18 protein-coding genes and 1 pseudogene are annotated in these 24784 nt (G+C 65.2%); 16 read left to right on the top strand and 3 right to left on the bottom strand.

What is annotated here, in order from left to right; translation table 11 throughout:
- Positions 1–56 precede the first annotated feature (56 nt).
- On the top strand, positions 57–773 hold the full coding sequence (trmB, locus tag NOG11_RS00435) for a tRNA (guanosine(46)-N7)-methyltransferase TrmB (protein ID WP_256617648.1): 717 nt from the start codon (positions 57–59) through the stop codon (positions 771–773).
- On the opposite strand, the gene NOG11_RS00430 is transcribed toward trmB, so the two are convergent.
- Together NOG11_RS00430 and NOG11_RS00425 are read right to left on the bottom strand one after the other, a co-directional pair.
- The gene (locus NOG11_RS00430) at positions 760–2742 is read right to left on the bottom strand and encodes an AMP-binding protein (protein ID WP_256617647.1); all 1983 of its coding nucleotides are present in this window, start codon (positions 2740–2742) and stop codon (positions 760–762) included. The genes trmB and NOG11_RS00430 overlap by 14 nt on opposite strands.
- A complete protein-coding gene (locus tag NOG11_RS00425; RefSeq protein WP_256617646.1) occupies positions 2739–3722 on the bottom strand; it encodes a glycosyltransferase family 2 protein in 984 nt (327 codons plus the stop codon). The genes NOG11_RS00430 and NOG11_RS00425 overlap by 4 nt, the downstream gene beginning before the upstream one ends.
- Before the next feature lie 128 nt (positions 3723–3850).
- Between NOG11_RS00425 and rimP the strand changes: the two genes are divergently transcribed.
- From rimP to NOG11_RS00395, 6 genes and pseudogenes are all read left to right on the top strand, one after another.
- Positions 3851–4408, top strand: a complete 558-nt coding sequence (gene rimP, locus NOG11_RS00420) for a ribosome maturation factor RimP (RefSeq protein ID WP_256617645.1) — start codon at positions 3851–3853, stop codon at positions 4406–4408.
- Between the two features lie 369 nt (positions 4409–4777).
- Positions 4778–6355 (top strand): transcription termination factor NusA, encoded by a 1578-nt coding sequence (nusA, locus tag NOG11_RS00415; RefSeq protein WP_256617644.1) that lies wholly within the window; start codon positions 4778–4780, stop codon positions 6353–6355.
- 185 nt (positions 6356–6540) lie between these two features.
- Positions 6541–9057 (top strand): ATP-binding protein, encoded by a 2517-nt coding sequence (locus tag NOG11_RS15065; protein WP_256617643.1) that lies wholly within the window; start codon positions 6541–6543, stop codon positions 9055–9057.
- A gap of 44 nt (positions 9058–9101) precedes the next feature.
- Entirely contained in the window at positions 9102–9902 is an 801-nt protein-coding gene (locus tag NOG11_RS00405; protein ID WP_256617642.1) for a glycosyltransferase family 2 protein, read from the top strand.
- Positions 9895–10518, top strand: a complete 624-nt coding sequence (locus tag NOG11_RS00400) for a 2OG-Fe(II) oxygenase (RefSeq protein WP_256617641.1) — start codon at positions 9895–9897, stop codon at positions 10516–10518. The genes NOG11_RS00405 and NOG11_RS00400 overlap by 8 nt, the downstream gene beginning before the upstream one ends.
- A gap of 157 nt (positions 10519–10675) precedes the next feature.
- Positions 10676–11451, top strand: a pseudogene (locus tag NOG11_RS00395) (IS5 family transposase).
- A gap of 97 nt (positions 11452–11548) precedes the next feature.
- Here the strand turns inward: NOG11_RS00395 and NOG11_RS00390 are convergent.
- Positions 11549–12874, bottom strand: coding sequence for a DEAD/DEAH box helicase (locus tag NOG11_RS00390; RefSeq protein WP_256617640.1), 1326 nt, complete (start codon positions 12872–12874; stop codon positions 11549–11551).
- 310 nt (positions 12875–13184) lie between these two features.
- Between NOG11_RS00390 and NOG11_RS00385 the strand changes: the two genes are divergently transcribed.
- The 9 genes from NOG11_RS00385 to NOG11_RS00345 all read left to right on the top strand — a co-directional run bounded on the left by NOG11_RS00385 (position 13185) and on the right by NOG11_RS00345 (position 24768).
- Positions 13185–14345: a spore photoproduct lyase family protein gene (locus tag NOG11_RS00385; RefSeq protein WP_256617639.1), complete on the top strand. Its 1161-nt coding sequence runs from the start codon at positions 13185–13187 to the stop codon at positions 14343–14345.
- Positions 14346–14735: 390 nt separating this feature from the next.
- Positions 14736–15317 (top strand): SCO family protein, encoded by a 582-nt coding sequence (locus NOG11_RS00380; RefSeq protein ID WP_256617638.1) that lies wholly within the window; start codon positions 14736–14738, stop codon positions 15315–15317.
- A gap of 130 nt (positions 15318–15447) precedes the next feature.
- Entirely contained in the window at positions 15448–16752 is a 1305-nt protein-coding gene (locus tag NOG11_RS00375; protein WP_256617637.1) for a polyhydroxyalkanoate depolymerase, read from the top strand.
- A gap of 96 nt (positions 16753–16848) precedes the next feature.
- The gene (locus tag NOG11_RS00370) at positions 16849–17922 is read left to right on the top strand and encodes a PAS domain-containing protein (protein ID WP_256617636.1); all 1074 of its coding nucleotides are present in this window, start codon (positions 16849–16851) and stop codon (positions 17920–17922) included.
- The gene (locus tag NOG11_RS00365) at positions 17919–18302 is read left to right on the top strand and encodes a response regulator (protein ID WP_256617635.1); all 384 of its coding nucleotides are present in this window, start codon (positions 17919–17921) and stop codon (positions 18300–18302) included. The genes NOG11_RS00370 and NOG11_RS00365 overlap by 4 nt, the downstream gene beginning before the upstream one ends.
- A gap of 61 nt (positions 18303–18363) precedes the next feature.
- Complete coding sequence (gene polA, locus NOG11_RS00360; protein ID WP_256617634.1) at positions 18364–21162, top strand: DNA polymerase I; 2799 nt, start codon at positions 18364–18366, stop codon at positions 21160–21162.
- Between the two features lie 192 nt (positions 21163–21354).
- Positions 21355–21942: a DUF4282 domain-containing protein gene (locus NOG11_RS00355; protein WP_256617633.1), complete on the top strand. Its 588-nt coding sequence runs from the start codon at positions 21355–21357 to the stop codon at positions 21940–21942.
- Between the two features lie 102 nt (positions 21943–22044).
- Complete coding sequence (locus NOG11_RS00350; RefSeq protein ID WP_256617632.1) at positions 22045–22290, top strand: DUF1674 domain-containing protein; 246 nt, start codon at positions 22045–22047, stop codon at positions 22288–22290.
- 99 nt (positions 22291–22389) lie between these two features.
- Entirely contained in the window at positions 22390–24768 is a 2379-nt protein-coding gene (locus NOG11_RS00345; RefSeq protein ID WP_256617631.1) for a tetratricopeptide repeat protein, read from the top strand.
- Positions 24769–24784 lie beyond the last annotated feature (16 nt).

Raw genomic sequence — 24784 nt, 5'->3', positions numbered from 1 at the left:
CCTTTTGTTGATGACCGCCTACCTTCAGTAGGCCGGCCGAAGACAGCAGAACCGCCATGCCCGACAACACCTACCGTCCGCCTACTGACCGCCGTGAGGCGGTGGGTGGCCGCCTGTTCGGCAGAAACCAGGACAGACCCCTCAAGCAGCGTCAGGCAAAGCTGGTCCAAGAGCTGCTTCCGAAGCTCTCTTTCGATCAGAACAGCGCGGCAGAGATGGTAGCTGGTCATCAGGGTCCGGTCTATTTTGAGATCGGCTTCGGCGGCGGTGAGCACCTCGCCTTCCAGGCCGAGCGCCATCCCGAAGCCCTCTGTTTCGGCGCCGAACCCTTCATCAACGGCGTCGCGAAACTCCTGATTCAGGTCGAGGAGCAGGAGCTTAAGAACGTCCGCGTCCTGGAAGGTGACGCCCGCCCCGCCCTTGCGGCGCTTCCTGATGCCTCCTTGGACCGCCTCTTCCTTCTCCAGCCCGACCCCTGGCCCAAGAAACGCCACCACAAGCGCCGCATGGTCAGCCAGAACTTCCTCTCTGAGGCTAGGCGCCTTCTGAAGCCAGGCGGCGAGCTGCGCATCAGCTCAGACATCGCCGACTATATCCGCTGGACGATGATGCACTGGCAGATGGCAGGCGGCGACGCCTCGGGCCTCGTCTGGACCGCCGAGCGCGAGGCGGACTGGACCGAGGGAGGCGAGGACTGGCCGAAGACCCGCTACATGGAGAAGGGTGAGCGCGAGGGCCGCCCGGTGACGTTTCTGACGTTCAGGCGGGATTGAGCCGGGAGACCGTCGGTTTCGGCGGCTCGACGTGAGAGTAGGGCGGGATGTCCTCCATGACCACGCAATTCGGGCCGATCACGCTGTGTCGTCCTATGCGCACCCTGCCAGCGACCACCACACCCGCGCCCAGATTGACGCCGTCCTCGATGATCGGCTTGCCCTTGAGGTCGGACAGGCGTCCCACACCGAAGGTGGTGTTCTGTCGGATGGTCACATCATTGCCGATACGCCGCGCACCGAGCATCATGCCGCCGAAATGCTCGATCTTGACGCGGCGGCCCACATTGACCGTGTAGTCGAGCTTGATCCCGCAGATCACGTTCACCATGACGTTCATGACGAGATAGATGAGCGTTAGAGGTACACGGAATATCTTCGTTTTCATCGACATGCGCCAGTTGCCGAACCGGTGCCAGAACAGCGCCCAAAAACCATAGGAGCGGAGCGAGCCGTCGTTCGTATCGAGATCCTCCCGCACCAACGCCCAGAAGGAGATGTCCTGCGGGTTGCGGTTGTCAGCTCCGTCATTGATCGGCTCGCTATCCGCCGCCGCCGTTGCGGAGCCTTCCAAAAGCGCGCTGACCGGCCTGCTGCGCCAGTCCGGGGGCAGGCTTCCCACCCGCTCCTCGATCAGCATAGCGAGGTTGAGCGTCTGTAGACTGTCGATCTCCGCCTCGCTGGCGCTGAGGCCGGTCTCCTCGTAGTCATTGCCTAAGATAGCAGCGATCGGGTCAGCCTCGAGCGGCGCAGGGGCGGCAAGGCTCGCCAGCTCTCTTCTGCGGATCTTCCCGGTGGGTGTGCGCGGCAGTTCGTCCGTCTCTGCGGTCCGCAAGACCCCGGAAGCAGCGAGCCCCTCTTCGGTCAGCACGTGCTGCGTTGCGGTGAGAAGCTCTGGCAACGGCGGTCCCTTCTCCTCGCGAACGAGGAGGATCCCCTCGCCGTAGACCGGGTCGGGAAGACGACCGAGAGCGAAGCCGCCGGATAGGCCGTACTCGGAGGCGAGCCTCGCCTCGACGGCTTCGGGTGAGACCTTCTTGCCGCCGCAGTTGATGAGGTCGTCTGCCCGTCCTTCGAAATAAAGGTAGCCTTCTTCGATCCTGCCGAGGTCGGAGGTCCTCAGCCACCCTTTCTCATCCGCTAGCGGAACGATCTCCTCTCCCACAAGGAGGCCCGTGGCCAGGTGCGGTCCGTGAAGCTCGATCCTGCCGCCCTTGCATATCCGCACATCGGTGCCCGCCTGCGGTTTCCCGACGCTCCCGAGAACGGCTTCTCCGGCTTTGTCGATGCGAAGGAAGGTGCTACGTGATGCTTCGGTGAGGCCGTAGTGCTGGGTGATGGAGGCGTTAGGAAAAAGGGACCGGACGGCCTCCTTCTCTTCGGCCGCCATGAACTGCGAGCCGATCTCGATGAAGCGGACCCTGCTCCCGCAACCTTCGAAAGCTGCCTTCCGTTTGAGCAGCATGCGCAACTGGCTGGGAACCGCGGAGAACGCATCGACCTCACCTGCCGAAAGCAGCGCTGCGAGCTCTTCCGGATCGAAGCCGTTCTCCGCCAGGCGGGCCGTCCCTCCGATCTTGGCGAGAACCCTGCACCTGCCAAACCCGAACGAGTGGTAGACCGGTACCCCGACATACTCGCAGACCTCGCCTTCGATCCCGCTGACCTCGATCAGCCTGTCCACGGTGTTCGCAAGGGCCGCCGCTGAAATCAAAACAGCCTTGGGCTTACCCTCCGTACCAGAAGTGAAGCTGATGAGCGCAGGTTCATCACCGGTCTCGGGAAAGATCGGGAGCTTGCTAGATCCGGGTAGAAAGCTTCTCACCTCCGTCACCCCGGCAGCTTCGATGCGTTCGGCATCGTCTAGCGCGCGCAGGGGAACGGCGATCTTTCCCTCACCGACGATCTCGCCGAGACCGCGAACATAGTTCAGCGAGTTCTCCGCTACGATGCCGACACGGGGCCTCACGGGTTGTTCCTTTCAGGGGCCGGCTCCGAGACGGCACCGATTAGGCAATGCCTGGCGAAAGGGATCATCCCCACACGCCCCTTCCTATCTTCTCTGCGAAGTGCTTGCACCACATAGCGAACCATCAATCCCGCCAGCTTGGCGGCTGCCGCCCCGACTGCGTAGGGTCTGCCATGGTTGGAGACGAAGTAGTGCCGCCAGCTTTCATACCAGTAGCGGGGCATGGGCTTGTCGACGGCTCGCCCGCCTCTGACCCCCGTCGAAACCCCGGCATAGTGCATGCAGCGGGCTGCCGGGTTGTGCAGAATGGTCCAGCCCGCCTTCCGGATCGCAAGCTGAAAGTCGATCTCCTCAAAATAGAGAAAGAAGCGGTCGTCCATGAAAGCGACATCGGTAAGTGCCTCTCGGCGAACCATGAACGCTGCGCCCGAGACCCACTCGACCTCATAGGCCAGCTTACCGATGGATGGGCGTTTGTAGGTCGAGGCTGAACCGAGATAGGAGACCATCGGCAAACTGGTCGTCAGCTCACCGACAAGCGACGGAAAAGCGAAAGTCGACGCGCGCTCGTCACCTGTCTCGTTCTCGATCCGTGCGCCAACTATTCCTATGCTCTCTTCTGCGAAGAGGGTGTCAGCCAGCTTCTCGAGGCAGTCCATCTCGAGCAGCGTGTCGGGGTTCAAAAAGAAGACCGCATCGGGTTGTTCTTCTCTAGTGTAGACAGCCCTTAAGCCCTCGTTGTTACCGCCTGCAAAACCAGTGTTGCGCTCAGCTGGCAGAAGTTCGACCCAGCCTTCTGCGCCGAGTTCCTGCACGGCATGCCGCAGCAGCTCCACCGAGCCGTCCGCCGAGGCGTTGTCGACGATGACCACATCCACACCGTAGGAGCCGTTCTGCCTTACCGCCGATAGTCTCTTCAGGGTCGGCGGGATCAGCTCCGCCGCGCGGTAGTTGACGATGATGACCGTGACGGAACGCATAGGACTCACATTCGGGGGTGACAGGGGGCTTCGTGCCTCCTATCTACAAGAAACAGTTTTCGAAACCATTCGAGAGCGGCCCCGCGGGGCCGCTTTTTTGTTGCCCTGATCGGGAGTAGGATAGCCATATGGCAGAAGACGGCGCGATCACCGAGCTTCTCACCCCCGTCATCGAGGCGGCTGGCTTCGAGACGGTGCGCATCAGAACGACCGGCGCCCGCGAGAAGACCCTGCAGGTGATGGCCGAGCGCCCCGACGGCACGATGAGCGCCGAGGACTGCGCAGAGCTGTCGCGCGCTATCTCCGTCGTGCTCGAAGAGACCGACCCGGTGGAGGGCGCCTACACGCTGGAGGTTTCCTCCCCCGGCATCGACCGGCCTCTCACCCGGCTGAAGGACTTCGAACGCTGGGAAGGTTTCGCGGCCAAAATAGAACTGACCCAGGCAGTGGAGGATCAGAAACGCTTCCGCGGCCACCTCGCCGGCGTCGAGGAGGGCGACGTGCTCTTCGACATCGAGGGCGAGGACGAGACGGCGGTGGTGCCCTTCGGCCTGATTAAAAGCGCCAAGCTCCTCATGACCGACGAGCTGATCGCCGAGAGCCTGCGAAGGTCCAAGGCGGCGCTAAAAGAGGGCGACGCCGAGTGGTCCGAGAACCGCGACGGCCCCCAGCGCGGCGGAATGTGATGAATTTCCCTCTCCGTCTTCCCACGTCATCCCGGAAAGCCGTAGGCTTATCCGGGACCCATGGCCCGACCGCCTCAAGAGTTGCAGCGGCAGGTCCATGGGTCCCGGCTCTCCGCTTCGCTACGGCCGGGATGACGGCATTTGTTGCTAGCTGCAGTGCTGATGCGGCGGGCGATTGCAGCAGCGCAGGCGGGGTTTGGGACGAAGACGACCAACGCTGCTACTGCACTTACAAACAACAGGGCACTTACGAAGACGCCCCCACCAAAGAACAACTGGCCTGGCGCGAATGGTGCACCGGCCTATCCGATCTCGACAGCGTAAAGAACAAAGCCGCGGTGACCCCCGCGCCGAAGGGAGACTAACCCCATGGCCGTCACAGCCAACAAACTCGAACTCATGCAGATCGCCCGCGCGGTGGCGATGGAGAAGTCCATCGACATGGACATCGTCATCGACGCCATGGAGGACGCCCTTAGCCGCGCGGCCAAGTCCCGCTACGGCCAGGAGACCAACATCCGCGTCGAGATCGACCCCAAGACCGGCGAACAGCGGCTTTGGCGGCTGATGGAGGTGGTGGAGAGCGTCGAGAACGACTCGACCGAGATCACCCTCAAGGCGGCGCAGCGCTCGAACCCCGAAGCGGAGATCGGCGACTTCCTCTCCGATCCCCTGCCGCCGGTGGATTTCGGCCGTGTCGCGGCGCTCTCCGCCAAGCAGACCATCACCCAGCGCATGCGCGATGCCGAGCGCGACAACCAGTATGAGGACTACAAGGACCGCGTCGGCGAGATCATCTCCGGCATCATCAAGCGGCTCGAATACGGCCATGTCATTGTGGACCTCGGCAAGGGCGAGGCGGTCATCCGCCGTGACCAGCAGATCCCCCGCGAGCCCCTCAGACAAGGGGATAGGGTGCGCGCCTATATTGCCGATGTCCGTAGAGAGCCGCGCGGACCGCAGATCTTCCTCTCGCGCACCCACCCCCAATTCATGGCCAAGCTCTTCGAGCAGGAGGTGCCCGAGGTCTATGACGGCGTCATCGAGATCAAGGCCGTCGCCCGCGACGCAGGCAGCCGCGCTAAGATCGGCGTCTACTCCAACGACAGCTCCATCGACCCCGTCGGTGCCTGCGTCGGCATGAGGGGCAGCCGCGTTCAGGCCGTGGTCGGCGAGCTCGCCGGCGAGAAGATCGACATCGTGCCTTGGTCGGAAGACACCGCCACCTTCGTCGTCAACGCCCTGGCCCCCGCCGAGGTCGCCAAGGTGGTGCTGGATGAGGAGCTGGAGCGCATCGAGGTGGTCGTCCCCGACGAGCAGCTTTCGCTTGCCATCGGCCGTAGAGGCCAGAATGTCCGCCTCGCCAGCCAGCTCACCGGCTATGAGATCGACATCATGACCGAGGAGGAGGAGAGCGAGAAGCGCCAGAAGGAGTATGCCGAGCGTTCCAAGCTCTTCATGGAAGTCCTCGACGTGGACGACATGATCGCCAACCTTCTCGTCGCCGAAGGCTTCGCGCGGGTCGAGGAGATCGCCTATGTCGAGCTTGACGAGATCGCCCTGATCGAAGGTTTCGACGACGAAACCGCCGAAGAACTCCAGGCTCGTGCCCAGGAGTATCTGGAGAAGGAGCGCCAGGAACTCGATGCTAAGCGGATCGAAATGGGCGTGCAGGACGACCTTCTCGAGTTCGAGCAGCTCGACCTCAAAATGATCATCGCCCTCGCCGAGGAAGGCGTGAAATCCGCCGAGGATCTCGCGGGCTGCGTCGCCGACGACCTCACCGGCTGGACCGAGCGGGTCGACGGCGAGAAGAAGCACTATGAGGGCATGCTGGAGAAGTTCCGCATGAAACCCGACGCCGCCGAAGCCCTCATCGCCGAGGCCCGCCACCGCATGGGCTGGGACGAAGAGGAGGAAGGCGAGGAGGAAGCCGTAGAGGCCTAAGCTTCTGGTACGGCAACGAAAGATCGGCTGCCGCCGCGCAGCCGATCCGCCGGAACGGTAAAATTGTCAGTTGCCTTTCAGCCCTTCTGCAAAGCTCACAGCGCTAATGTACGGCCTTGTCGTCAGGCGGGGCTTGCAACTTGGGGTTACGGAACACCCTGATCGGTCACCTGTTGGGGGTAGCGGTGCTTGCCGCTATCGCCGTCAGCGTGCTCCTCTCCGTCTCGGTCTACATGCTGACCAGGGCCGAGGTGGAGGAGTACTGGACCGAGCGCCTCCTCCAGACCACGCTCTCCCGCGCCGAGCGCCAGCGCACCACCTTCGAGAACCTTGACACCGCCTTCGGCGAGATCCGAAGCTACCACGACAAGGTGCAGAACCGCCTCGACCCCGAGGCGAGCTGGGAGCGCTTCGAAACCCACTTCCCCCCCTTCGGCGACGGCACGAGGCGCAGCACCTCCGCCCTCTATGAGGGGGTGCCTGATCCCTACGGCAACGCGCTCTGGGGCACGGCGGGCTACTTTCCGCGGGCGGGTGAGCTGACCGGTGAGCGGAGACGGCTGGTCATGGCCTCCTTCGAGGTCATCAACCGCTTCGGCCCCGCCCTTCACGGCCAGGTCCCGAACCTCTGGTTCTTTAGCCTGGAGGGCGACGTGGTGGTCTTCGCCCCCGACCGGCCCGACCAGCTCATGCCCTACCGGCGGGACCTGCCCCCCGATTTCGACTTCTCCCAGCAGGAGGTCTTCTCCCTGGCGAGCGTGGCCGAGGCGCCGGAGCGGGACATGCGCTGCGGGCGCCTCAACCCCATGGTCTACGAGGTGGACGGCGCCAAGACGACGCTGACCTCGAGCTGCCAGATCCCCATCGACGACGCCGAGGGCAACCATCTGGGCTCCTTCGGCGTGACCTTGCCGCTGACCGGCTGGATGAACGTCACCGTCGAGGCCGGGGCGGATCAGAACCACCGCTTCATGCTGATGAGCCGCCGCTACGGGCTCCTCGCCCATTCCGACCTCGATACGGGCGGGCTGCCCGAGGACGTCCAGGCCATGGCGAGCCGCGAGGACGTCGAGGGGCTTCTCGGCCGGATGACGGCCGAAAGCGGCGCCTTCCGCCACGAGGAGACCGGCGTCCTCGTGACCTACGCCACGATCGACGGCCCCGACTGGCGGCTCGTGGCCGTGCAGCCCATGAGCATCGTGGCGGGCGCTGCGACCAAGGCCGCGCTGAGCGCTGCGGCAGCGGCGGGCCTGACGGCGGTCCTTCTTCTCCTGACCATCGGCTTCGCCACGCTGCGGATGGTGGCAAGGCCCCTTCGCCAGCTCGCAGGCGACAGCCAGCGGGCGATCAGCGCGGGCAACAACCTCAAGCGCCACACCGGCCGCTCCGACGAGATCGGCACCCTCGCCCACGCCCTCATGGAGCGCGACGAGCGCGTGCAGAACCTGGTGGAGAACCTGGAGCAGCGCGTCGCGGAACGCACCGCCGAGCTCGACCAGGCCAAGCGCGAGGCGGAGACTGCGAACGACGCCAAGACCGCCTTCCTGGCTACGATGAGCCACGAGATCAGGACCCCAATGAACGGGGTGATCGGCATGTCCGAGGCGTTGGCGCGGACCGAGCTCGACGACGAGCAGCGCGGCTATCTCGACGTGATGCAGCGCTCGGGCGGCTCGCTCCTCGCCCTCATCGACGACATCCTCGACATCTCCAAGATCGAGGCCGGCAAGCTCACGCTCGAGCCCCTCCCCGTCGATCCCCTGACCCTGCTCGACGAGGTCTGCGGCCTCTACCAGGAAGCCGCCGACCGCAAGGGCATCGAGCTTCTGAAGGATACCGAGGACCTCGAGCCGGGGACGATCACCACCGATCCGCTGCGCCTGCGCCAGATCCTCTCCAACCTCGTCTCCAACGCCATCAAGTTCACCGAGCAGGGCTTCGTCCGGGTCAGCGCGAAGTCCCTCAGCGGCGACCGGCTGCGCGTGGCCGTGACCGATACCGGCCCCGGCGTGCCCAGGGCCATGCAGGCCGCCATCTTCAACAAGTTCGAGCAGGCGGAGAACTCCACCACCAGGCGCTTCGGCGGCACGGGGCTCGGCCTCGCCATCTCGCGCGAGCTGGCGCATATCCTGGGCGGCGAGCTCTATCTCGAATCCGAAGAGGGCCAGGGCGCGGTGTTCGTCCTGACGATCAGCGGCAGCGCCGCCTCCCTGGGGCAGACCGCTGCGGTGCCGACGCCGCTTCCCGTCCGCACGGAGGAGGGCACCGGCAGCATCGCCGGGATGAAGCTTCTCGTGGCCGAGGATCTCGAGGTGAACCGCCAGGTCCTGGCTGCTATCTGCCGCCCCCTCGGCGTCCACCTCACCATGACCGGCAACGGACGCGAGGCCATCGACACGCTGGCGACCGGCGAGTTCGACGCGGTGCTGATGGATCTGCGCATGCCGGTGATGGACGGCCTCGAGGCCATGCGCCGGATCAGGGCGGGCGAGGCAGGCGAGAAGGGGCGCACCATCCCGATCCTCGCCCTCACCGCCAACGCCATGCGCGAGCATGTGGAGGAGAGCCTGGCGGCTGGCGCCAACGCCCATGTGGCCAAGCCGGTCAGCCGCTCCGCCCTGACCAAGGAGCTTCTGCGCTGCTGCGGTCTTGAGGGCGGCGAAAGTGCGGCCCCAACGAGCCAGCCGAGGCGGCCCTACTGAAGCTCGTCTTGCCAGGGCCGCCGCCTTGGGTAACAGACCGCGCCATGAAGGAGCCTCTACCCCCCGTCTCGGCCTATATCCGCACCAAGAACGAGGCGCGCCGCATCGGCAATGTCGTCCGCGCCGCGAAGAAGGGCGTCAGCGAGGTGGTGGTGGTGGATTCAGGCTCCACCGACGACACGGTCGCCATCGCCGAAGCGGCAGGCGCCAAGGTCCACCACGTCCCCTGGCGCGGCAATGGCGGCCAGAAACGGGCCGCCGAGGACCTGTGCGCGCACGACTGGCTCCTCGATCTCGACGCCGACGAGGTCATCACCGAGGAGATGGCCGCCTCGATCCGTGAGCTCTTCAAAGACGGCGCCGAACCCGAGGCCCCCGTCTACGGCCTGCGCCAGGTCCACGCCGTCCCCTTCGGCGAGCCCTGGTGGGGCACGGACATCATCGTCAAGAACAAGCTCTACGACCGTCGCCGCATCCGCATCCCCGACCATGCCGCCTGGGACCAGCTCGAACACTCCAAGAAGACGAGCCCGCGCCTCGGCGGCCACATGCTGCACTACATGTTCTCGGACATTGGCGACCTGGTGAAAAAACAGGAGCGCAACATGACGAGACGTGCCGCGAACGTGCCGCTCAAGCCCAAGGGTCAGCTCGCTCTGCGAATCCTCTTCGCCTTCCCGGTCTATTTTCTGAAGCGCTACTTGCTGAAAGGCCTCTTCCGTAGGGGCGTCTACGGATTCGCCTTCTCGATGACGATCGCCTATGGCCGCTGGCTAAAGGATGTGAAGCTCTATGAGCGCCACCTGGCCGCCGAGGCCGAAGCGAAGGAGCCGCTGAATGCTTGATTTTGGAGCCCTGAGAGCCGCCCGTACACGGACCGAACCCTTCACCTATATCGTCGCCGAAGCCGCCCTCACCAGTGAGGAGGCAGGCGAGGTCCGGCGCGACTACCCGGCGATCACCAAGACCGGTTACCTGCCGCTCAGCCAGCTCGAAGCTTCCGGCAAGTTCGCCGAGCTGATCGCGGACCTTCAGTCCCCGGAGCTTGCCGAGGTCTTGTCGGAGAAGCTGAACCTCGACCTCATCGGCAAGCCCCGCATGATCACCGTGCGCAAGCACTCCAAGATCGGCGATGGCCGCATCCACAACGACAGCGTCTCGAAGATCTGCACCATGCTGGTCTACCTCAACGACGGCTGGGACAAATCGGAGGGCGGCGCCATCCGTGCCCTCAACGGCGAGCACGACATGGACGACTACGCCGAGGAGGTAGAGCCGTTAGCTGGCAATGTCTTCGCCTTCGCAAGGTCCGAGACGAGCTGGCACGGCCACCCCCCCTTCGCCGGAGAGCGCTACGTCATCCAGACGACGTTCCTGACCTCCGAGGAGGAGCTAGCAAGAAAAGAGCAGCGCGGCGGGCTGCAGCTCAAGCTGAAGAAGCTCTTTGAGCGGATCAGGTGAGCTGAATTCTTACCTAAGCTCGGCTTCCTTCATAGACGCCTTCCCACGGCTTGTCCGTGGGACCCAACTCCTACGAGTTCATCTAGGCTCCGGACCCATTAATATCCTTGAGAGCGGAGGCGGATGGTGATTCACGGTTTTCGAAGGGAGACCGGTGATGTGGGAGAACCTGTTTTGGCTGAGCGAGGATCAGTTCGAGAAGCTCCGTCCACTGCTGCCTGACAAGGTCCGCGGGGTGGCGCGGGTCGATGACCGGCGGGTGATCTCGGGCATTGTGCATGTGCTGAAGTCGGGTTGCCGGTGGGCGGACGCACCGCCCGATTATGGCCCCCGGAAGACCCTCTATAACCGCTGGCGACGCTGGGCCGAGAAGGGGTCAAACGTATACGTTTGACGGGTTCGCATCTTCGAGGCTTTGGCTGACGAGGGCGGCCCGCCTTCTCAGGCGCTGATCGATAGCTCCGCGGTGAGAGCGCACCGCTCTGCTGCTGGCGCTAAAGGGGGGAGAAGGAACAGGCGATTGGGCGCAGCCGCGGCGGGCGGACAACGAAGATCCACGCCATCACCGACCGCTTCTGCCGCCCCATCCGGTTCTTGCTGACCGGCGGACAGGTGCCCGACTGTGTTGCTGCCGAGAACCTTCTCACGCTGATGCCAGAGGGCGTGAACGTCGTCCTCGGCGACAAGGGCTACGATAGCAACAAGGTCAGAGCACAGATCGAAGCCGCGGGCGCTGCGCCGAACATCCCGCCCAAGTCGAACCGACGCTACAAACCCGGCTTCTCCAAGGCGCTCTACCGCAACAGAAATGCCGTCGAGAGGATGTTCGGCAGGCTCAAGGACTTCCGTCGCATCGCCACACGCTACGACCGCAGGGCCGATACCTTCGCCTCAGCCGTCGCCCTCGCCGCTACCGTCAGTTACTGGTTATGAGTCCGGGCCCTAGCAGCACTGTTCGGAGTTGGGTCCCGCGGTCTTCGGCTTCGCCTACGCCGTGGGAAAGCGTCGTGAACGGATCTCGGTGGAAAACTCAGCTCGCCGCCGCGCTCTTCCTCCGCCGAGGACGCCGCGAGCCGCCGCCCGGTTTCTTGGCCTGGGTCTGCTGGCCCTGACGGCGCTGACCGCCGCCCCCGCCCCGGCGGGACGGCTGCTGGCCCCGGCCCGCGGGGCCCTTGGGTTTCACGGGGCGAACCGAAGGATCGGGCTCGTCCGATAGCAGCCCTTCCAGACCGTCCGGCGCATCGGCCGTCTTGATCTTCATGCGGATGGTCTTCTCGACATCGCGCAGGTAGTAGAGCTCGTCCTCGGCCACCAGCGAGTAGGCGAGCCCCGCCCTGCCCGCGCGGGCCGTGCGCCCGATGCGGTGGACATACTGCTCGGCCACGTTGGGCATCTCGAAGTTCACCACATGGCTGACCCCGTCCACATCGATGCCGCGGGCGGCGATGTCGGTGGCGACGAGGACCGGGCAGGAGCCGTCCTTGAACGCGGCCAGTGCCTTCACCCTCTGGGGCTGTGATTTGTTGCCGTGGATGGCCTTCGCCTCGACGCCGTGCTGGGCGAGCTTCTTCACCACCGCGTCGGCACCATGCTTGGTCCGCGTGAAGACCAGTGCGCGGTTGACGCCGGGCTCCTTCAGAAGCTCCGCGAGCACCTTGGGCTTGTGCTCCTTCTCGACATAGAGCGCCTTCTGCTCGACCCGCTCAGCCGTGGTGCTCTCGGGCGCGACAGAGACCTTCACGGGCTCGAAGAGGTAGTCCTTGGCCAGCGCCTCGATGCTCTTCGGCATGGTGGCGGAGAACAGCATGGTCTGGCGGTCGTCGGGGACCTTGGCCATGATCTTGCGCAGGTCGTGGACGAAGCCGAGGTCGAGCATCTGGTCCGCCTCGTCGAAGATGAGGATTTCGAGCTCCGAAAGGTCCACCGCGCCCTGACCCTGAAGGTCCACGAGGCGCCCAGGCGTCGCGACGAGAACATCCACCCCGGCCTTCAGCGCACGGATCTGCCCGCCGATCTTCACCCCGCCGAAGACGGTCTGCACGCGGACACGCAGGAACTTGGCGTAGGTCTCGAAGCTTTCGGCGATCTGAAGAGCGAGCTCACGGGTAGGCGCGAGAACCAGAACGCGGGGGGTCTTGGGGACGAGCTTCTGACGCTCCTCCTGCAGATAATGGAGAGTGGGAAGGGTGAAGGCGGCCGTCTTGCCGGTGCCGGTCTGGGCGATGCCGAGAAGGTCGCGGTCGTCCATCAGCGCCGGGATGGCCTGGGCCTGGATCTTGGTGGGGGTCTCGTAGCCCTCGGCCTTGACGGCGCGAAGGATGGGCTCGGCGAGGCCAAGGGTGTCGAAATTGGTCATGAAGTCTTTCGGATGAGGCAGGGCGCAAGGACGGCGCTCCCACCGGGCAGCTCACATTGCCGCCGCTTGGTTTCGGGAGCGACCCTGCATGAGCGAAGGGCGCTTGATGTCTGTCGTCTCGCATCGGTGGGGCTCGCAGCGCCTCCCGCAGGAAACGCCGCGCATCACGCGGCCGCCGCCTCCCGCCTCGACGGGTGCAAGCTGAACCCCCTATGCTCTGCTGCAGCGCACAAAGCAAGAGCGCCCATCCTTCCCTTTAGTCACATGTGTGTTTCGGCAACGTTTCCTCGGCCGGACGGGTTAGGCCAGCATGGTTCAAGCCCCCGCCGCCCCTCACCTCGCGCCCTCTCGCCAGGATGCGCCCCGCCTCTCCCCGGTGAAGCTCTTCGAAGAGCGCCCGAACGGAAAGCAAAGGCTTTGGGTACCCAAGCGTATTCTGGTCACCCGTTCTGCCGCCGGTTCCGAGATCGCGAAGCATGCCGCCGAGCGAGGCGCAGCGCTCGGTGCTGAGATCATCCACCTCAAGGGAGACCAAGTGAGGGGCCTGCGCGGCGAGACCGAGGTCGAGACCTACCGCCGGGCCAAGAGCACGCTGGCCATCGTCAACGCGCCGCCCTCCGCGCTCAAGCTGCAGCCGATCCCGCCTTCGGCGGACTTTCGCCTGGACCTCGCCGTCGGCTGTCCGGCCCACTGCCAATACTGCTACCTGGCGGGCTCGCTGCAGGGGCCGCCGGTGACCCGCGCCTATGCCAATCTGGATGAGATCCTCTCCGTGCTGCCGAGCTATCTCGGGCAGGGCCGGATCACCAGCCGCTCGGACGCTCGCTCCCATGAGGGCACCACCTTCGAAGCCTCCTGCTACACCGACCCCCTCGGCATCGAGCACCTGACCGGAAGCCTCTCGCGCACCATCGAGCACTTCGCCTCCTGGAACCGGGAGGGCGCGGAGGCGGGCCTGCGCTTCACCACCAAATACGCCGAGGTGGAGCCGCTGCTCGCCCTCGATCACGGGGGCCGAACCAGGGTCCGCTTCTCGGTCAATGCCGAAGCGATCACCAGACGTTTCGAAGGCGGAACCGCGCCGCTGCAGGATCGGCTACACGCCATGGGCAGGCTGGCGAGGGCAGGCTACCCCGTTGGCCTTACCATCGCCCCCATTATGCCCATCCAGGACTGGCCCGAGGCTTACGGGGACCTGTTCCGTAAGGCGGCAGCCGAGCTTCCCCAGGATGCCGACGTCACCGCCGAGCTCATCACCCACCGCTTCACCCCAGGCAGCCGCGAGGTGCTGATGGGCTGGTACCCCGCCACCAAGCTGGAGATGGACCCCGCCGTCCGGGCCCAGAAGCGCAACAAGTTCGGCGGCGTCAAATATGTCTACCCGAAGGAGCTGATGGGTGAGATGAAGGCCTGGTTCGCCAGCGCCGTCGCCGAGCACCTGCCGAACGCGCAGCTCCTCTACTGGACCTGAGTATTGAGAAGGCGCTTGTCTCTTTACGAACCCAAGCTGCCCCCTCCGCCCTTCGGGCACCTCCCCCACTGCGTAGGGGAGGGAAGCAGGCAGAGGCGCTGACTCGCACATTCGCTCCCCCTCTTCGTAGTCGGTTTGCCGTAGGCAAAATATTCGGTCCTGGGGACCGAATGTAGACGGAGAAGGCCACGGCAGTGGCGAGGGGGAGCTGCCGGCAGGCTGAGGGGGAGCGGCCACTGGTGCTTACGTTTCGGCCTGTCCGCAAACGATACGAAAGCCGAAGCTTACCTCTCCCATGAAAACGGTGGTTCCGGCGGCCTGCCTTCGCCAAGTCAAGGCACGTGCTGCACCCTATCTTGCGCCGCACCGCCCATCCCCTACATGCGAGCCATGGCCTCCCCCTTCCGCTTCGGCGCCGCGCTTGCCCTTCCCTTCCTGCTTCTCGCCTGCGCGGAAAGCGACGTCCCCGCCGCCGGCGAGATCCAGCTCAACGAAGCCTTCGAGGCGGAGTTCGACTTGGTCGACCACCATGGCGAGCCTGCCACCGATGAACGTTTCGAGGGCGAACCGATGCTGATCTATTTCGGCTTCACGAGCTGCCCCGATGTCTGCCCCGCCGCTCTCGGCGTCATGACCGCCACGCTGGACGAGCTGGGGGGCGACGCGGACAAGCTCCAGCCCCTCTTCATCACCGTCGACCCCGAGCGGGACACGCCGGAGCGCCTCCGGAACCACCTCGCCTTCGACCAGCGCATCCTCGGTCTCACGGGTGAGGAGGACGCTGTCGCGAACGCGCGTGACAGCATGCGCGTCTTCGCAGCCAAGGCGCCCCTCGAAGGAAGCGCTGCGGGCTACACCATGGACCACCAGTCCATGTTCTTCCTCACCGACAAGGAAGGCAACCCGATCAAGGCCTTCCGCGACGACGTCCCACCGGAAACCCTGGCTTCCCGGATAAGAGTTCATCTCTGAGCACGCAACGTTCTCGCTGCGGCTGCGAAGAAACCATCGTGCTACGATGAAACGCGACAGTAACCTTTCTTGCTAAATCCTGTTAGCTGGTGTTGCGTTGCACATCGCCTGCGCAGGAATGAGGTACGAGATGATCTACTCAGCGTTCGAAGCCGCCCAGCAAATGATGGCCCCGGTGCGGCAGACGGCCAAGTTCACCGCGGCGATGCTCGACCACCCGGCCAACCCGCTGCGCGAGAGCGTGCTCGCCAAGTCCGCACTGGCCGGACATAACGTCTTCGAGATGGCGACGCGGCGCTACACTAAGCCCGAATGGCGCCTGCCCTTCACCGTCATCGACGGGCACGAGGTCCCGGTCACGGTGGAGACCGTGCTCGAGAAGCCCTTCGGCCGCCTCCTGCGCTTCCGCCGCGACCCCGAGACCCTGGCCGCCGTGCCCGGCATCGAGCCCCAGCCTCGCATGCTGATCGCAGCCCCCATGTCCGGCCACCATGCCACGCTGCTGCGCGGCACGGTGGAGGCGATGCTGCCAGGCCATGAGGTCTTCATCACCGACTGGACCGACGCGCGCGACGTGCCCGTTCTCTACGGCCGTTTCGACCTCAACACCTATATCGACTACCTGATCGAGTTCTTCGAAGCGATCGGCCCCGGCGCCCATGCCATGGCCGTTTGCCAGCCGGGGCCGCCGCTTCTGGCAGCCTGCGCCGTGATGGCGGAGGAGGACAACCCCGCCCGCCCGCGCACCATGACCTTCATGGGCTCGCCCATCGACGCGCGGAAATCGCCCACGGTGACGAACCTTCTGGCCGAGCAGAAGGCCTTCGAGTGGTTCGAGGAGAACATGATCCAGACCGTGCCCGCGCCCTATGCCGGCATGACGCGCTCGGTCTATCCGGGCTTCCTGCAGCTCACCAGCTTCATGTCGATGAATATCGAGCGGCACGTGAACGCCACCTTCGACTACTACCAGAACATCGTCCAGGGGAACGACTTCGCCGCGAAGAAGCACGAGGTGTTCTACGACGAGTACCTCTCGGTCTGCGACATGACCTCGGAGTTCTACCTGCAGACCATCCATGACGTGTTCCAGGAGTACCTCCTGCCGCGCGGGCTCTTCACCCACCACGGCAAGATCGTGGACCCCGGCAAGATCAAGGACATCGCTCTCTTCACCGTGGAGGGCGAGCTCGACGACATCTCCGGCATCGGCCAGACCCAGGCCGCCCACGACATCTGCACCTCGATCCCGAAGAAGGACCGCCTCGACTACGTCCAGAAGGGCGCGGGCCATTACGGGGTCTTCAACGGCAAGCGCTGGCGCGAGGAGATCCAGCCGCGCCTCGCCAGCTTCGTCGCCGACCGCTTCGACGCGGCCGAGGAGCGCGAGTTCCTGCGAGGCTTCGAGCTGCGCCTGGTCGAGGACGTCGCTTAAGATCACTCACGTCATCTTGCGGCCTGTGACATTGCAGCACTCCGCCTTGAGCGCCATGGTTCCCTCGCAGGTATAAGGCTTCGGGAGTGGCCGCGTATGGATGACGGCCGCAACGCCGATGACGATCAGGCGCATAAGGCGTTTGGCAGACAAGGAGGCCGGACCAGTCCCGAGGACCGGTTCGAGCCCGCCAACAAGATCCTCTTCGAGCAGGCCATGGCGCAGACGCGCATGGCCGTCTGCCTGACCGATCCCAACCAGCAGGACGAGCCGATCATCTTCGCCAACCGCGCGTTCCGAGAGCTCACCGGCTACCGCGAGAACGAGATCATCGGCCGGAACTGCCGCTTCCTGCAGGGGCCTGGCACGGATCCTGAAAAGGTGAAGGCGATCAGGCAGGCCATCGACAAGGAGGAGGTCATCGTCGTCGAGCTTCTCAACTACCGGCGCGACGGCACGACCTTCTGGAACGCGCTGCATCTCGGCCCGATCTACGGCGATGACGGCCGGCTTCTCTACTATTTCGGCAGCCAGTGGGATGTGAGCAACGTGCACACGGCCCGCTCGGACGAGGCCCATGCGAAGACCCTGGCGCGCGAGCTCAGCCACCGCATGAAGAACATGTTCGCCGTGATCGGCGGTATCGTCGCCATCACCGGTCGCGAAATGGGCGCCCAGACCGCCGCCAAGAAGATCAACGACCGCATCCAGGCCCTCGGCCGCGCCTACGAGCCGACCCTGGACGAGGCCTCGGTCGGCTCGATCGACGTGGGCTCGGCGATCCGCTCGGTCCTGGAGGGCTACCCGCAGCAAAAGGACCGGATGATCCTCGAAGGCAACGGGATGCGGGGTAATCCCTCGATCGTCGCGACCTTGGGCATCGTGCTCCATGAGCTGACGACCAACGCGATCAAGCACGGCGCTCTGTCGGAGGACGGCGGAACGGTGCGCGTGCACTGGGCCGAGGCCGACGGGGTCGAGACCCTCCTTCTCGACTGGCACGAAGACGCCGTGGAGCAGGGGGCCAGGGCCACGCCCACCACCGGTTCGGGCCTCGGTATCGTCGACGCCATTCTCGGCAAGGCCCGCGGCAAGCTGCACCGGGACTGGTTGCCCGGCGGTCTTCATGCACGGCTCGTCCTTCCTCTATCCGCGGAGAAGCAGGCATGAACGAGGCACAGAACACGAGCCCCGCGAGCCGGGCCTCCCGCCGCGTCCTTCTCCTGGATGACGAGGTCTTTCTTCTTCTCGACCTCGAAATGACCTTCGAGATGGAGGGGTTCGAGGTGCTGACCGCCACGAACTGCAGCGAGGCGCTGAAGCTTCTCGAGAACGCCGCGGTCGATGTAGCGGTGCTGGACGTCAATCTCGGTCAGGGCCGGACCTGCGCCGCGGTGGCGGAGGAGCTGACCGGGCAAGGGGTGCCCTTCCTTCTTCACACCGGCGACCTCGACCGGCGCGGGGAGCTGTTGCGGGACCTCTCCGGCGTCATCATTCCGAAGCCCTCCCCCTCGGAGGTGGTCGTCGCGGAAGCCAGCGCGCTTCTCTAGCAGCCTTCATCCTCGGCAAAGCCCGCTTCCCTCGGGCGCAAGCGGCGCCTAAGCGCGTCTCATGCCCCTCAACGCGCCTCTCACCGCCGACAGCCGTCTCTACCTCGTGGACGGCTCCGCCTATATCTTCCGCGCCTTCCACGCCCTGCCGCCGCTGACCCGCAAGTCCGACGGCCTGCCCATCGGAGCGGTGTCGGGCTTCTGCAACATGCTGTGGAAGCTCCTGTCCGACGCCTCCAACGACGCGGTGGAGCATATCGGCACGCCGACCCATTTCGCGGTCATCTTCGACCATTCGAGCTACAGCTTCCGCAACGATCTCTACGCGGACTACAAGGCCAACCGGGGCGAGCCGCCCGAGGACCTCGTGCCGCAGTTCCCGATCATCCGCGATGCCACCCGCGCCTTCGGCCTGCCCTGCCTCGAGGAGGAAGGTTTCGAGGCGGACGATCTGATCGCCACCTATGCGAGGGCTGCGGAGGCCAAGGGGGCGGAGGTGGTCATCGTGTCTTCGGACAAGGACCTGACCCAGCTGGTGACGGACAAGGTGGTCATGTTCGACCCCATGAAGAACAAGGTGATCGAGGCGGCGGACGTCGAGGAGAAGTTCGGCGTGGGTCCCGACAAGATGATCGACCTTCAGGCGCTGATGGGCGACTCCACCGACAACGTCCCCGGCGTGCCCGGTATCGGCCCGAAGACCGCCGCCCAGCTTCTTACCGAGTACGGAACGCTGGAGGAGCTTTTGAGCCGTGCCTCCGAGATCAAGCAGAAGAAGCGCCGGGAGATGCTGGAGAACCACGCGGACGATGCACTTGTGTCGAAGGAGCTCGTCACCCTGAGGATCGATGTGCCGGGTCTTGACGACGCCGAGGGCTTCGGCGTCGCGCCCTTCGACCACCAGAAGCTGATCGACTTCCTGAACGAGATGGAGCTCTCGACCCTAACGAGGCGCATCCGCGACGCAGGCGGGATCGAGGCGCCGGAGGCCGCTTCGCCCACCAAGGCCGCCGAACAGCCTATCGACACCAAGAACTACCAGACCATCACCGAGATGGAGGGTCTCGAAGCCTTCATCGGCAGAGCCTATGAGTACGGTACCCTCGCCGTCGATACGGAGACGGACAGCCTCAACGCCATGCGCGCGAGGCTGGTCGGCATCTCGCTTTGTGCCGCGCCGGGGGATGCCTGCTACATCCCCCTCCTTCACGGCACGGACGGCCTAGATTTGACCGAGAGCGTCAAGCAGCTTGATACCGGCGACTTGCTGGAGGCGCTGAAAGATATCTTCACCGACCCCTCGATCCTGAAGGTCGGCCAGAACCTCAAGTTCGATCTCGTGGTCCTTAACCGCCACGGCGCGCAGCTTTTCCCCGTGGGCGACACGATGTTGATGTCCTACGCATCGGAGTGCGGCGAGACCTCCCACGGCATGGACGAGCTCTCCAAGCGCCATCTCGGTCACGAGACCATTCCGTTTGCGGAAGTCGCCGGCAAGGGCAAGGCCAAGAAGACCTTCGACCAGATCGCGGTCGAGGACGCGACCCGCTACGCCGCCGAGGACGCCGACGTGACCCAGCGCCTCGCCATCGTCTTGTCGAAGAAGCTCACCGAAGAGGGCGTTACCTCCGTCTACGAACGGATGGAGCGGCCACTGGTCCCTGTCATCGCCAAAATGGAGCAGGAGGGCATCAAGGTGGACCGCGAGGTCCTCTCCCGCCTCTCCTCCGAGTTCGCCCAGAAGATGGCCATGTTCGAGGACCAGGCTTATGAGGCGGCAGGCGAGAAGTTCAACCTCGGCAGCCCTAAGCAGATCGGCGAGGTCCTCTTCGGCAAGCTCGGCCTGCCCGGCGGCAAGAAGACCAAGACCGGCGCCTGGGCCACGGGCGCGGAGCTTCTCGATGAGCTGGCCGCGCAGGGTCATGAGGTGCCCAAGGCCGTGCTCGGCTGGCGCCAAATGTCGAAGCTGAAGAGCACCTATACCGACGCCCTCGTCGCCGCTATCCACCCCGAGACGGGCCGTGTGCATACGAGCTTCTCCCTGGCCTCGACCAGCACGGGGCGGCTCTCCTCGAACGACCCCAACCTCCAGAATATTCCTATACGGACCGAAGAGGGACGTAAGATCAGACGGGCCTTCATCTCGGAGCCCGGCAACCTCCTCGTCTCCGCCGACTACTCTCAGATCGAGCTGAGGCTGCTCGCCCATATCGGCGATGTGCCGGAGCTGGCGCGGGCCTTCCAGGAGGGGATTGACGTGCACGCCCTCACCGCCTCTGAAGTCTTCGAAGTGCCGCTGGAAGAGGTGACACCTGACCTAAGGCGCTCGGCCAAGACCATCAATTTCGGCATCATCTACGGTATCTCCGCCTTCGGACTGTCCGCACGCCTCGGCATCGACCGCGGTGTGGCGTCGGACTACATCAAGAGCTACTTCGCCAAGTTCCCAGGCATCCGCCGCTACATGGACGAGACGATCGCCTCGGCCAAGGAGTGCGGCTACACCGAGACGGTCTTCGGCAGGCGCAGCCATATCCAGGGCATCAATGCGAAACAGCCCAATATGCGCAGCTTCGCCGAGCGCCAGGCCATCAACGCGCCGATCCAGGGCACCGCCGCCGACATCGTCAAGCGCGCCATGATCCGCGTGCCCGGCGCCCTCGAGGAAGCGGGCCTCTCCGCCCGCATGCTGCTGCAGGTCCACGACGAGCTGGTGCTCGAATGCCCCGAGGCCGAGGCCGAGCGGACATGTGAGGTGGTGGCCGAGGTCATGCGCGACGCCCCCTCCCCCGCGGCCGAGTTCTCTGTTCCTTTGGAAGTCGAGGCCAACGCCGCCCCCAACTGGGAAGAGGCCCACTGACCCCGTAGGACGGAACGCGAAGCTTTCCGCCGTCCTCCGATCCTACACGGTGGCACGGCTGGTAGCTGATGCAATCCGCCCTACGAACGTGGCACCTCAATGCCGCACCGCAGGTGCTACTTTCCCGTGAGCAGGCTTCCGCCCCGGCGTCAGAGACGCTAGCGCCTTCGGAACCAACGATGGAGGCATGGGATGAGCGAGCTGGTGGGACGTTTTCTGAGCTTCGAGGACCATCTCGGCCGGGGGCTGGTCAAGTTCGTCTACTACGTTCTTCTCTTCCTCCTGGTCATCACCACCCTGTTCGAGCTCGTCACAGCGCTCATCGGCATGTTCAACGGCGAGTTCTGGGCGAGCCTTTGGGCCTTCCTGGTGCTCGTCCCGCTGAACTTCTTCGTGCGGCTGCTGCTGTTGCGGGTAGGGGCGGAGCTCGTCATCGCGATCCTCTCCATCGACGACAATTTGCGCGGTGAGAGCTCGGCGGACACCATTTCCACCGGCCTCAACCCCGTCACCCCGCCGCGGGCCGCGCCGACCATGACCGCGCCGATCACCCCGAGCCGCACGGCGGGCAGCACGTCGGAGAAGCGGGCGGAGGCCGCCGACGAGGAAGCGGCGGACGCTCCCCCCACGCCCACAAAAGCGGCGAAGAAACGCCCCCCTCGCAAGCGCACGAAGAAGGCCGCCGGGAAGACGGCCGCTCTCTCGGAGGACACGGCCCCCGCCTCGCCCGAGACGAAGCCGGTCGATCCCGCCGCCGAACCCGACGAGACCAAGGGCTAGTCATCGGCGACCTGCGGCTCAGAGAGGTTCGCCTATGGCCGGCGGCATGCTAATTGCTTGCCAGATCAGCCAGTAGCTGGCGGCATGGGCCGCGTGGAAAACATGACCGAAACGGATCAGGACCAACCCGAAGCGATCCCGATGACCTCCGACGGCATCCCTCTCGTGGTGAACGGGCGGAAGCTGACGGAGGTCGAGGTACAGGCGCTGCGCGAGGCGAAGGCCAGGCGCGACCGCATCGACGCACGCGCCGATGTGCCCAAGGAGAAGGGCGGCGCGGACCGGGACACCGAACCCACCCGCTATCTCGACTGGGAGCTGAAAGGCCGGGCGGTCGATTTCAGTTGAACCTCACAAATCTTTTGCAATTTTAGCTGAGACCCCCAAGGGGTCACCCCCCGCCGCAAGGGCTGCGGGCTTAGGGCAGGAAGAAGAAGGTAAGCCGCGATGAAACCCTGGAAACTGCTTGGCGCATCCGTCGCCGTCCTAGCCTTGGTGGCCTGCGAAAGCGGCGAAGAGAAGGCCGAGCGCTTCACCGAGAACGCACAGGAGTATCTGGAGGAGGGCGAGCTGCAGCGCGCCTATCTGCAGTTCCAGAACGCGCTACAGAACGATCCCAACAACCTAGAGGCCCTCAAGGGCGCGGCCTTCATCGCAGAAGAGCAGGAGCGCTACGGCGACCAGCTTCGTTTCCTTCAGCGGATCATCACACTGGAGCCCCAGAACGTTGATGCGCTCGCCAAGATCGCCCGCCTGAACCTTCTCTCCGGCCAGCCCGACGACGCGCTGGAGCGTGCCGACCAGGCCCTCGCCATCGACCCGGCCAACCTCGAGGCGCTGACCGTCAAGGGCGCCGCACAGGTGCTGAACAACAATCTCGACGGCGCCAGCGAGACGTTGGAAGCGGCGCTCGCCGAAGACCCGGAAAACGCCGAGGTGCGCAACCTCCTCGCCGCCCGCTATGTCCGTGACGAGGACTTCGAGCGCGCCCAGTCGATCATCGACGAAGGCCTCGCCCAGACCCCGGACAACGAGCCGCTCCTGGTGGTCAAGCTGCTTCTGACCCAGCGCCGTCAGGACGTGACCGGCATGGACGAGACCTTCCAGCAGCTCATCGCCACGAGCCCCGAGAACGGCTTCTACCGCGAGCGCTACGGCGAGTTCCTGCTGCGTGCTCGCCGCGACCGTGAGGGCGCGAAGGAGCAGTTCGCCGCCGCCATCCCCCTTCTCGAGGACAAGAACCAGCCGGTGGGCCGCTATATCGGCATCATCCGCGCCGAAGAGGGTGAGGAGGCTGCCGAGACCGAGCTGCGCGAGCTCGTCGCCCAGTACCCGGATACGGGCCTCGTCTTCGCCATCCCTGCCTATCTTTGCGAGGTCGGCGAGACCGAGCGCTGCGAGGAAGAGCTCCGCACCATCGCCTCCAACGAGGATCAGAGCCAGGAGAACCGCTCCCGCGCCAAGGTCCAGATCGGCGAGCGGGCCTTTGCCCGCGGCGACCGCGAGGAAGCGCTGGAACAGGCCGAAGCCGTCCTCGCCGAGGACGAGGGCAACTCCCAGGCGCTAACCCTCAAGGGCAAGATCCAGCTCGCCAACCAGGAGGTCGAGCCCGCCATCGAGACCCTGCGGGTGGCCCTCAACAATAACCGCGACAACGAGGCGGCGCTGATCCTCCTCGGCCTCGCCTACGAAGCCGACGGCCGCGTCTCGTTCGGTGAGGCACAGCTCGCCCAGGCCATCGACCGTCTCGGCCTCTCGCCCGCGCTGTTCCAGGCCTATCGCGGCATGCTGGTGCGCAACGACAAGGCCGAAGACGCCGCCGACCTCACTCTCCGCTACGCCCAGACCGCCAACGCCGACGCCCAGGTGAAGCGCGAGAGCGCCGCCGTGCTTCTCTCGCAGCAGCGCCCGGAAGAGGCCGAGGTAGTGGCCCGCTCGCTGATCCGCGCCGATGCAAACGACCAGGTGGCCCGCCGTGTCCTGGCCACCTCGCTCCTGCAGCAGCAGCGCCCCGAAGAAGCGCTCGAGGCCCTCGAAGAGCTCTCCGACGAGGGCAAGGCCAACGCCGCCACCGTGCAGATCCGCGCCCAGGCCCTGACCGATACGGGCCGCGAGGACGAGCTGCGCAGCTATCTCGAAAGCGTCGCCGAGGCAGGCGACGTGCCCGAGGCCTACGCCATCCTGACCGGCTACGAGACCCGCGAGGGCAATCCCGAAGCCGCCCTAGAAGTGGCGCAGCAGGGCGCCGAGCGCTTCCCCGAGCGTGAGCAGTCCTGGGTCCTCGTCTACAACGCCGCCGCCGCGACCGGCGATACGGAAACTGCCGACGAGGCCCTTCGGCGCGGGCTCGAAGAAAGCCAGGGCAACGCCTCGGGCCTTCGCGTTCTGCTCTCCAACCGCCTCCTCCAGGAGAACCGCCGCCGCGAAGCCCTCGATGCGCTGATGCCCCTCTACGAGGCGAACCAGCTCAACGATCTGACGGCCAACAACCTCGCCGCCCTCATGCTCGATCTCGACGAGGACCCCTCACGGGCGCTGGAGATCGCCAAGCGCTTCGAGGATACCGAGCAGCCCTTCCTGGCCGACACCCTGGCCTGGGCCTACTACAAGAACGGCGACCTGGAGCGCGCGCAGCGCTACTCCGACATCGCCGCTCGGGCGGAAGAGCCGCAGGCCGAGATCCTCTACCACCGCGGGGTCATCGCCGCCGCCAACGGCCAGACCGACATCGCCCGCGACGCCTTCGAGGCCGCCGTGGAGGCACCCGGCAAGACCGAGGTCGTGACCGAGGACACCATCCGCCAGGCTCTTTCCGAGCTGGAATAGGCGGACGGGTCAGCTA

The sequence above is a fragment of the Parvularcula maris genome (assembly GCF_024505085.1).
GTDB lineage: Bacteria > Pseudomonadota > Alphaproteobacteria > Caulobacterales > Parvularculaceae > Parvularcula > Parvularcula maris.
Note: the sequence above shows the minus strand (reverse complement) of the source record. Positions and strands in the feature narration are given on the sequence as shown.